Source organism: Mesorhizobium sp. M4A.F.Ca.ET.090.04.2.1 (assembly GCF_003999085.1).
Lineage (GTDB): Bacteria > Pseudomonadota > Alphaproteobacteria > Rhizobiales > Rhizobiaceae > Mesorhizobium.
This window is the reverse complement of the sequence record NZ_RZOT01000235.1, coordinates 1-8,803: the sequence shown is the minus strand read 5'-3', so window position 1 is coordinate 8,803 and position 8,803 is coordinate 1. Positions and strand designations below refer to the sequence as shown.

At 65.3% G+C, this 8,803-nt stretch carries 10 protein-coding genes and 1 tRNA gene; 4 read left to right on the top strand and 7 right to left on the bottom strand.

What is annotated here, in order from left to right:
- Positions 1-372 (bottom strand): EamA family transporter (locus tag EN781_RS17630; protein ID WP_145965538.1); only part of this gene is annotated, 372 nt, incomplete at its 3' end.
- 155 nt (positions 373-527) lie between these two features.
- Here EN781_RS17630 and EN781_RS17625 point away from each other — a divergent pair.
- Positions 528-842, top strand: coding sequence for a hypothetical protein (locus EN781_RS17625; protein ID WP_245455368.1), 315 nt, complete (start codon positions 528-530; stop codon positions 840-842).
- A gap of 156 nt (positions 843-998) precedes the next feature.
- Here EN781_RS17625 and gluQRS read toward each other — a convergent pair whose 3' ends face one another.
- Positions 999-1,874, bottom strand: a complete 876-nt coding sequence (gene gluQRS, locus EN781_RS17620) for a tRNA glutamyl-Q(34) synthetase GluQRS (RefSeq protein WP_126058121.1) — start codon at positions 1,872-1,874, stop codon at positions 999-1,001.
- A gap of 97 nt (positions 1,875-1,971) precedes the next feature.
- Between gluQRS and EN781_RS17615 the strand changes: the two genes are divergently transcribed.
- Positions 1,972-2,613, top strand: a complete 642-nt coding sequence (locus EN781_RS17615; RefSeq protein WP_126058122.1) for a DNA-3-methyladenine glycosylase — start codon at positions 1,972-1,974, stop codon at positions 2,611-2,613.
- 228 nt (positions 2,614-2,841) lie between these two features.
- Positions 2,842-3,399, top strand: coding sequence for an HNH endonuclease (locus EN781_RS17610; protein ID WP_023677956.1), 558 nt, complete (start codon positions 2,842-2,844; stop codon positions 3,397-3,399).
- Between the two features lie 158 nt (positions 3,400-3,557).
- Here the strand turns inward: EN781_RS17610 and EN781_RS17605 are convergent, their stop codons facing one another.
- Positions 3,558-4,076: a disulfide bond formation protein B gene (locus EN781_RS17605; RefSeq protein ID WP_126058123.1), complete on the bottom strand. Its 519-nt coding sequence runs from the start codon at positions 4,074-4,076 to the stop codon at positions 3,558-3,560.
- Positions 4,077-4,101: 25 nt separating this feature from the next.
- Positions 4,102-4,692 (bottom strand): YqaA family protein, encoded by a 591-nt coding sequence (locus tag EN781_RS17600; RefSeq protein ID WP_126058124.1) that lies wholly within the window; start codon positions 4,690-4,692, stop codon positions 4,102-4,104.
- A gap of 234 nt (positions 4,693-4,926) precedes the next feature.
- Here EN781_RS17600 and EN781_RS17595 point away from each other — a divergent pair.
- Positions 4,927-5,011 (top strand) — tRNA-Leu (locus EN781_RS17595).
- Positions 5,012-5,103: 92 nt separating this feature from the next.
- Here EN781_RS17595 and EN781_RS17590 read toward each other — a convergent pair.
- The 3 genes from EN781_RS17590 to EN781_RS17580 form a co-directional block, all read right to left on the bottom strand.
- A complete protein-coding gene (locus tag EN781_RS17590; protein WP_127400183.1) occupies positions 5,104-6,423 on the bottom strand; it encodes an HlyD family type I secretion periplasmic adaptor subunit in 1,320 nt (439 codons plus the stop codon).
- Positions 6,424-6,427: 4 nt separating this feature from the next.
- Positions 6,428-8,146 (bottom strand): type I secretion system permease/ATPase, encoded by a 1,719-nt coding sequence (locus EN781_RS17585; RefSeq protein WP_245492606.1) that lies wholly within the window; start codon positions 8,144-8,146, stop codon positions 6,428-6,430.
- A gap of 75 nt (positions 8,147-8,221) precedes the next feature.
- A partial coding sequence (locus tag EN781_RS17580; protein ID WP_145965537.1) for a glycoside hydrolase family 16 protein occupies positions 8,222-8,803 on the bottom strand: 582 nt, incomplete at its 5' end.

Sequence of the window (8,803 nt, the reverse complement as noted above, 5' to 3'; positions counted from 1 at the left end):
GATCCAATGGCTGGGCAGGATCGCGGCGCCGAGGAACTTGCCGGCAAGCACCGCCGTGATCAGTGGCTGCAGGCCGACGATCAGCGCCGAGAAGCCGGCGGGCATCCCCCTGTGGATCGCCCAGAACACGGCGCCGAGATAGACGCCATGCATCAGCAGGCCGGCAACCGCGGCGTGGCAGGCCTCCGCGCGGGAGGCTTTCCTGGAGCCGAGCACGGTCGTGAGAACGGCGAGCAGGATGGCGGCCAGGACGAAGCGCGCGGCCAGGAAGGTGAAAGGCTCTGCCCAGGGCATGGCATAGCGCGCGCCAATGAAGCCGGTCGCCCACAGGACGACGAAAGAGGCGGGGATGAACCGCTTGATGCTGTGCATGTCCGGGGGGCCTGTCGCTTGGGTGAAGAGGTAACTAGCGCGATTGCTCTAATGCCGTTCAATCCGGCAATCAAAACGAAACGATTGATCCATAAGCTCACTCGAATTCAACACAGGGCGCCACGACAGCCGATAGCTGCCGTTGGATCAGGGGCATGGCGTTCAGCGCGCCATGGGCAGGCATGCTTTTGCATCTCGACACAAGCTGGCTGCTGATGACGGTTGCGACCGTCGCGGTCTTCGGCTTCTTCTTCGGCACCGCGCTCGACGCCATCATGCAGGAGGACGGTTTCGGCTCGACCGGCAACACGCTCCTGTTCACGCTTGGCTTCTTCGTCGCGATCATGGTCGCCAACGAGCACGGCATCAGCCTCAGGGACCTCAAGCTGGCGGTTGCCTGCGGCCTGGGCGGCGCCTTTACCTTCATCAGCGGCATGGCGCTGATCAAGGCAGGCCTGGCGCGCTGGTGATGGGTACGCCGATATTCAGGTGAGGCCGGCCTGCGAATGGCGGTTTCCTGCGCTTCCGGTGCTCACGTACTTGAAGTACGCTCCGCTCCGATTCTCGGAACCCGCCATTCTCGACTCGGCCTGACCTGAATCTCAGCATACCCAGTTCGAGGAATCCTAAAGGCCGACCAGCCGCCGGACATCGTCCGGCGAGGCGCCGGCCTGCCTGAGCGCGGCGAGGCCGGTATCGCCGAGGCTCTTCGACAGCTTGCGGCCGTCCGGGCCGAGGATCAACGGGTGGTGGAAATAGGCCGGCTGCGGCAGGCCGAGCAGGTCCTGCAGAAGGCGCTGAACGCCGGTCGCCAGGAACAGGTCCTGGCCGCGCACGACATGGCTGATGCCTTGCAGCGCGTCGTCGACGACCACGGCGAGGTGATAGCTCGTTGGGATGTCGCGCCTTGCCACGATCACGTCGCCCCAGTCCTGCGGCCGCGCCTCGATGCGCCGCGTGCCGCCGAGTGTGTCGTCACTGAATTCGGTCCATGACAGGTCGGCGGAAACGCACGCCATCGACTTTTCGATATCCAGCCGCCAGGCGAAGGGCAGGTTCTCGGCGATCCGTCGCTTCCGTTCCCTGATCGGCAAGGCCTTGTCCATGGCGGGATAGAGCGGCACGCCGTCGGGATCGCGCGGCCAGTCGCGGCCGCGCTTGTCGCTCCCGGCGATATGGGCCCTGATCTCGCCACGGCTCATAAAGGCGGGATAGACGAGCTCTTCCCCAATCAGCCGGTCGAGCACCGCCTGGTATTCGGCGAAGTGCTCGGACTGGCGGCGCACCGGTTGTTCCCACGCCAGCTCCAGCCATTCCAGGTCGCGATAGATGCCGGCTTCGAATTCCGGCGTGCAGCGCGTGGTGTCGATGTCCTCGATGCGCAGCAGCAGGCGGCCGCCCGCCGCCGATGCCAGTTTCTGGTTGAGCAGCGCCGAATAGGCATGGCCGAGATGCAGGTCGCCGTTCGGGCTCGGCGCGAAGCGGAATGTCAGCAGCGTCATCTCTTTGGCGGCAATCGGGTTGTGCGGCGCTTTCGCCGGTTGCTACTTTGCACGGCCATCAATTGCCACTTCGTGCGCGTCCTGGGAACAAGCAAACATGCAGCGCATCGCCAGTGTCGACGACATCGCGCGGGGCCTCGACGCGCTCTGCCGCATCGACCCGCGGCTGGAGACGGTGCGCGGCATGGCGGGCGATGTGCCGCTCAGGCTCTCCGAGCCGGGCTTCAGGAGCCTGGCCTCGATCATCGTCTCGCAGCAGGTGTCGCGCGCCAGCGCCGATGCGATCTTCGGCCGGCTGACCAGGCTGCTCGACCCGCTGACGCCGGAAGCGGTGTTGGCCGCTGGCGAGGACATTTTTCGCGAGGCCGGGCTGTCGCGGCCGAAGCAGCGCGGCCTGCTCGCCGTCGCCGGCGCCGTGGTCGAGGGGCTCGACCTGCACCGTCTCTGCCGGCTCGATGCCGATGAGGCGATCGCGGCGATGACGGCGGTGCCGGGCATCGGTCCGTGGACGGCGCAATGCTACCTGCTGTTCGCCGCCGGCCATCCCGACGTCTTCCCGGCGCGGGACGTCGCGCTGCAGAGCGCGGTCGGCCATGCGCTGGGCATCGACCCGCGTCCGCCTGAGAAAACGCTTATCCGCCTCGCCGAATCATGGAGCCCGTGGCGAGGTGTCGCGTCGCGGCTTTTCTGGGCCTATTATCGTGAAACGCGGGGGAGGGACGCCGCGCCACCGGCGTAAATCCGTAAAAAAGCCCTAAAATCATGCGTTTTTGACATTTCGGGCGCGCGACAATCCGCTTCACATCCCTGTCATGTCGGGCTTACAGTATCCGCGCCGATCGGTTACGGCGCCGTGCATCCGGTTGGATGCTCAAAAGACGCCGTAAGACTTTTGAAGTTGCGCATGATCCTTTCCGAAAATCGTTCGATTTTCGGGGTCATGCGCGGAGCCAAGGAGGTCAACGACGTGACGGTTGCCGTATCTCCGGATGGGCTTCCAGCACTGGTGCTGAACGCGGACTACCGTCCGCTCAGCTATTACCCGCTGTCGCTCTGGTCATGGCAGGATGCCATCAAGGCGGTGTTCCTCGAGAGGGTCAACATCGTCGCCGAGTACGAGCATGCCGTATCGTCGCCGACCTTCTCGATGAAGCTGCCCAGCGTCGTCAGCCTGAAGGCCTATGTGAAGCCGTCAAGGCATCCGGCCTTCACCCGCTTCAACGTCTTCCTGCGCGACCGCTTCCAATGCCAGTATTGCGGCACGCCTGACGACCTGACCTTCGACCATGTCATCCCGCGCCATCGCGGCGGCGCGACGACCTGGGAGAACGTGGTCGCCGCCTGCTCACCCTGCAACCTCAGGAAGGGCGGCATGATGCCGGCGCACGCCAAGATGTGGCCGCTGCAAAAGCCCTATCAGCCGACGGTGCACGACCTGCACAACAACGGCCGCCTGTTCCCGCCCAACCATCTGCATGAAAGCTGGATGGATTATCTGTACTGGGACGTCGAACTGGAACCGTAGAGTTCGGCAGAAATCCGCGAGCCCGGTCGTCTGCCGCAGCTTTCTGCGCTTCCGGTGCTCACGTACTTAGGTACGCTCAGTCCCGGTTCTCGAAAGCCGCGCCAGCCAATCCGGGCTGGCGAATTTCTGGACGAACTCTGCGTCGCCAGATCACGCGGTCAGTCGCGCGAAAGGGCGCTGCGGAAGGCGACGGCGGCGAGGATGAAGCTGGCGATGGCGTTCCAGCCGGCCAGCGACAGGCCGAGGATGCGCAGCGCCGCCTTGTCGCAGGAGGGCGGCACGAACTTGTCGAGCGCGTCGAGCACGCCCTTGCCGCCGGTGTCGACCGGGCCGGCGCCGGCGGTGCAGTCGGCCGGGCCCGGCCACCAAGCCCATTCGACGCCGGAGTGGTAGACGCCGAGATAGAGGCCGTAGAGCATCAAGAGGCCGCCGACGGCGAGCAGGCCTCGCGTTAGACAGGCCGGCGCCTTGAGCAGCGAGGCGATCGCCGCCAACAGCATCAGTGGCGCGCCGACGTAATAGGGCGTGCGCTGCTCCAGGCAGAGGTGACAGGGGATGTAGCCGCCAATGTACTGGAAGGCGAGCGCCGAGCCGACGGTGGCGGCCATGGCGACGGCGAGGAACAGGGCGGCGCGCGTCCGCTGGCGTCCGGTGTCGGCATTCATGGTCGCTGTCATCGAAGGTGGTCCGTTTGCGTGGTCGCTATGCGTGGGCGTATCTGACGAGGATATAGAGCAAAATAAGGGCAGCGGCGCCGGCGCCGACGATCATGCCGAGGCGCTTCTCGATGAACTCCTTGATCGATTCACCATAGCGGCGCAGCAGCCAGGCCAGCAGCAGGAAACGAGCGCCGCGCGCCACGATGGCAAGGCCGATGAAGAGCAGCAGATTGACGCCGATGACGCCCGACAGGATCGTCACCACCTTGATCGGCGGCAAATGAGCGGCGCCCGAGGTGATCAGCATCAGGATGATGAAGCCGATGCCGGACGACGTGCGCAGCGCTTCGAACTCGTCGTATTTGCCATAGAATTCGAGGATCGGCTTGGCCACCGCCTCATAGGCGTAGTGGCCGATGAACCAGCCGAAGACGCCGCCGAGCACCGAAGCGGCGGTGGCGATCAGCGCGTAGCGGTAGGCGCGCTCCGGCTTCGACAGCGCCATCGGCAGATAGAGCACGTCCGCCGGCACCAGGAACACGGAACTCTCGACGAAGGCGATGAAGGCCAGCCACCATTCGGCGGATTTGCGGGCTGCCAGCGAGAGCGTCCAGTCGTAAAGTCCGCGAAGCATCGGCTCTCCTGTGATTGCGCCGCCCTTCCTGCACTGTCCACGCATGTCGTTTTGCGCGACATGCAGCGACGCGCCGCTTGTCTAGAAAGATTTTCCGCGCCGCACAATGGCAGCACCTTCACGAAACCGAAAGGTGAAGATTGGTCGCGGGCGTGAAGCTGATCGGGAAACTCGCCAGTTGACGAACAGGCCCGCAACCGTATAGTCCGCGCCCATCCAGGCCGCCCGGCCTGAGCCCCTATGGCGGAATTGGTAGACGCGCTCGACTCAAAATCGAGTTCCGCAAGGAGTGCTGGTTCGATCCCGGCTAGGGGCACCACTTTCAATAATCAGGCAGCGGGCCTTCTGGAAACGTCCGCCGTACCGATCCGGTGATGGAGGCACGATGATGAATCGTGCGGTCAGCAAGGCCTATCGCTCCGTGAAAGCACGCGCGAAGGAATCGAGCATCGGCCGTGCGAGATACTCGAAGAAGGTGCGATTGCCGGTGTTGATGAACGCCTCGACCGGCGTTCCCGGGTAAAGCTGGTCGGCTTTCACGCCGGGCGGCAGGGCGTCGGCAATCTTAAGCCTGGCGCGGAAATAGGGTTCGCGCGTGGTCTGGTCGATCAGGCGGTCGGCGGAGATTTCGCTCACCGTCGCCGACACCTCCGGCGTCAGGCGCATGTTGAGCGCCGACAGCCTGAGCTTTGCCGGCTGGCCGACGCTCACCTGGTCGATGTCCTTCGGCCTGAGCTTGGCATCGACGTTGAGGCCCGATGCCGTCGGCAGGATCTCCATGATCTTTTCGCCCGGCGCGATCACGCTGCCCATGGAATTATAGGTCGACGACACCACGATGCCGGCGGCCGGCGCCTTGATCGTGGTGCGCCGAAGCACCGCTTCGGCCGCCCTGATGCGCTCCTTGATGTCGGCGAGGTTGGTGCGGACCTCGTCGAGCCTGGTCAGCGCTTCTTCCACGCGCTGCGTGGTCAGCCGCTCGACCTGCACCTGCGCCTCGACGATCTGGGAGTTGGCCGCGGCGAGGTTTGCCTCCAACGCGCCGGCCTGGCCGACGAGATCGGCCTCAGAGCGCAGAAGCTGCGAGTATTCGGTGCGGTTGGTGAGGCCCTTGTCCAGCAGGCTGGTCTTGATGCCGAGCTCCTTCTTCACGACATCGGCCTGCTGCTCGATGGCGAGTTTCTGGGCGTTCAGGCCCACGACCGACTCGCGGTGCATGGCGACCCGCTGCGCCATGATCGACTGTTCGGAGTGGAAGCGCGCGAGCCTGGCGTCGAATACCTTCTGCTGTTCCCGGACAAGATTTTCGAAATCCTGCTGGAACGGCGCCGGCGCTGCGTCGGTGATCGGCGCAAGCCTGTCCAGTCCGTCGCGCTCGGCTTCGAGGCGCGCCGCGCTTGCCTTGAGCGCGATCGACTGCCTGGTCAGCCGGTTGAGGTCGGCTTGCGCCGCCGTCCGGTCGAGGAGGATGAGGTCCTGGCCCTGCCGCACGCGGTCGCCCTCACGGACGAGCAGTTGCTGGATGATGCCGCCCTCGGGCTGCTGGATCAAGATGTTGCCGCCAGTGGCCGATATCGTGCCTTGCGTGATCACCGCGCCGGACAGCGGCGCGCTCATCGCCCAGTAGCCGAAGCAGCCCGCGAAGATTGCGATTGCCCCATACCCGGCCAGCGCCACACGCCGGAAGTCGGTGCGCGGATGGCCGTCGAAGGTGAGGCTCTCGGCTGTCATCGACTTACGATCCGAAGCGGGTGCCGTGTGCGCGCATCGTCTGCGCGAACGAGCCCGTCACCACGGTGCCCTGCTGTGCAGGCAGACCCTTGGCCACCGACGACTGGCGCAACACCTCGCCGCTCGGACCGAAGGCTTCGATCACGCCACCGCGCAAAAGCATCACGCGGTCGCAGGCCGCGGCGATCGATGGGCGATGCGTGATCACGATCGTCGTGACGCCGGCGGCTTTCGCAGCCGAAAGCACCGCTTCGAGCGCCATCTCGCCGCTGCCGTCGAGATGGGTGCTGGGCTCGTCCAGCACGAGGATCCGCGGATTGCCGTAGAAGGCGCGCGCCAGCCCGATCCGCTGTCGCTCGCCGCCCGACAGCGTCCTATCCGAGGGACCGACCATGGTCTGGTAGCCATCGCGCAGCGCCAGAATCAGATCATGCGCCTCGGCGCGCCTTGCCGCCTCGATGATCGCGGCGTCGTCCGCTTCAGGGTCGAAGCGGGCGACGTTGTCCGCGATCGGTCCAGGAAAGAGCTCCACCTCCTGCGCGAGATAGCCGATATGCCTGCCAAGCTGGTTTTCGTCCCAGGTCTTGACGTCGGCCCCGTCGATCCGCACCAGGCCGCCGGTCGGTCGAGCCGCGCCGACAAGCAATCGAGCGAGCGTCGATTTGCCGGCGCCGCTCGGGCCGACGATCGCCACCGCTTCGCCCGCGGCGATCGCGAAATTCAGCCGCTTGAGGATAGGCTCCGTGCCGAACGGAGCGTTCGGCGCGATGAAGAAAAGATCCTGCACGGAAATCGCGCCGGAAGGATCCGGCAGGGACAGCTTCCGCGCTTTCGCCGGATGTGCCGCAAGCGCGGTCTCCAGCCGCTTCCACGCCCGCCTGGCGTCGACGATCTGCCGCCAGGATCCGATCAGCTGGTCGAGCGGCTGCAGCGCACGCGACGAGACCAGCGAGGAGGCGAAGATCATGCCGGCCGTCATCTGCCCTTCGAGCACCAGCCATGCGCCGGCGCCGAGTATCGCGAGCTGCAGCATCATGCGCAGCGCCCGTGAGGCGCCGCTGAAGATCGCGTTGGCGCTCGCCGAGCGGTCATGCAGGACAAGCGCGTCAGCCACATGCCGTCCCCAGACCCGTGCGGCGTTCTCGACCATGCCCATGGCGCGCAGCGTGTCGGCATTGCGGGCGAAGGCTTGTTCCGCTTGGGCGGCGACGGCCGAACGCCCCGCCGACAAGGCATCGTTCCTGCCGATGGCAAGCTGGTTGGCCACCACCAGGAGAAGCAACAGCACGGCGCCGGCGAGTGTCAGCCAGAACAGGACGGGATGGATGAGATAGAGCAGAGCGAGGAAGACGGGAGCGAAGGGCAGGTCGAACAGCACTGCCACGCCGCGCGACCTGATGAAGGCGCAGGCCGAGGCAAGGTCGCGCAGCGGCGACAAGCCGCCAGCATATCTGGCGCCTAGCGCGGCGGCGAATGTCGTCGCCCCCAGCCTGCCATCGACCGTCGCCGCGACGCGCTGCGCGTAGATGGCCCGCACCGCGTCGAGGAAGCCGAGAAAGGCGAGCGCGATCACCGCGATCGCCGAAAGGTAGAGCAGCGTCTCGACGCTCGAGGACGGCAGGACGCGGTCATAGACCTGCAGCAGGTAGAGCGGGATCACTAGCAGCAGGATGTTGATCAGTAACGAGAAGATGCCGACATCGGCGATGGCGCGCCTGAACACCGGTCGCAGGCTTGACTGCCTGGTCGTGCCCGCATTCGCGCGAGGAGCATGGTCCTGAGACATGCGCACGGACGCCTAGACCGCGTGCTCGCCCGTGACGTTCAAATGGCTCTGCTGCAAATAGTCCAGCGTATAGGCGTGGATATAGTCGATCTTCATCTGAGCCGGCGTGGCGAGATGGTCCGGCGGCGCGCCGGCCTGACCGCCGATCGCGAGATCAACCAGCATGTACATGGGCTTGTTCATGTCGGATGGCGTTGCCGCCTCCGCGACCTGCACGCCGTCATAGGTCCAGACCAGCTTGTCCGGCGTCCACAGCAGGCCGTAGGTGTGAAAGCCGTCGGTGTCGGAGACATTCACCGTCGATCCGACCTTGGTGTGGGTTCCCGTCTCATTCGTGTGCGCGGTCATCAGAAGCGAGTTCGGACTTTGGCCATACATTTCCACGACGTCCAATTCCGGCGGCCACGAGCCGTCTTCCGGCAGCAGCCAGAAGGCCGGCCAGGCGCCGGTGTTTTCCGGCAGGTCGGCCCTCATTTCGAAATAGCCATAGGTCTGGGCGAAGGTGTCGTGCGTGGTCAGGATGCCGGAGGTGTATTCATAATTGTTGATAAGCGGCTTGATGTCGGCCGACGCCTGGGCCGCGGTGATGGTCAG